This window comes from Vibrio sp. 1288 (assembly GCF_033344475.1).
In genome coordinates, this window is record NZ_JAWPOX010000686.1 from 1 (window position 1) to 633 (window position 633).

Genomic DNA, 633 nt, shown 5'->3' on the forward strand with positions numbered 1-633 from the left:
CCAACTTGTCATTGGTTCCTGAACACCAAGACCAAGGAATGAGAGGAATGATTCGGTCAGAATCATGCTCGGAATTAGAAGCGTAGAGTAAACCGCTACAATACCTAATACGTTCGGTACAATATGGCGAGTAATGATCTTCCAATTACTTACACCACAAACATGCGCCGCTTCGATGAACTCTTTACTACGTAGGCTGAGTGTCTGACCACGTACGATACGCGCCATATCCAGCCATGCGATTGCACCAATCGCAACGAAGATAAGAATGATGTTACGGCCGAAGAAGGTAACAAGTACGATAACTAGGAACATGAACGGTACAGCGTACAAGATTTCTAGAATACGCATCATAATGCGGTCAACTTTACCGCCAATGAAGCCAGAAGCCGCACCGTAAAGTGTACCAATCAATACCGCTACGAATGCACCCATCACGCCAACCATTAGCGAGATACGGCCGCCGATTAGAGTACGCACGTACAAATCTCGACCAAGACTGTCGGTACCAAACCAGTGTTCAGAGTTTGGCGCAACGTGCATTGCATACCAGTCAGTATCGTCAAAAGCATAAGGAGCGATCATCGGCAGAACAATTACCGCCAACGTCATTAAAACAAGAATAAATAAGCT

1 protein-coding gene is annotated in these 633 nt (G+C 45.8%); it reads right to left on the bottom strand.

Features of this window, described 5'->3' with window-relative positions; genetic code table 11:
- Nucleotides 1–633 (bottom strand): ABC transporter permease subunit (locus R8O11_RS28785; protein ID WP_318195063.1); only part of this gene is annotated, 633 nt, incomplete at both ends.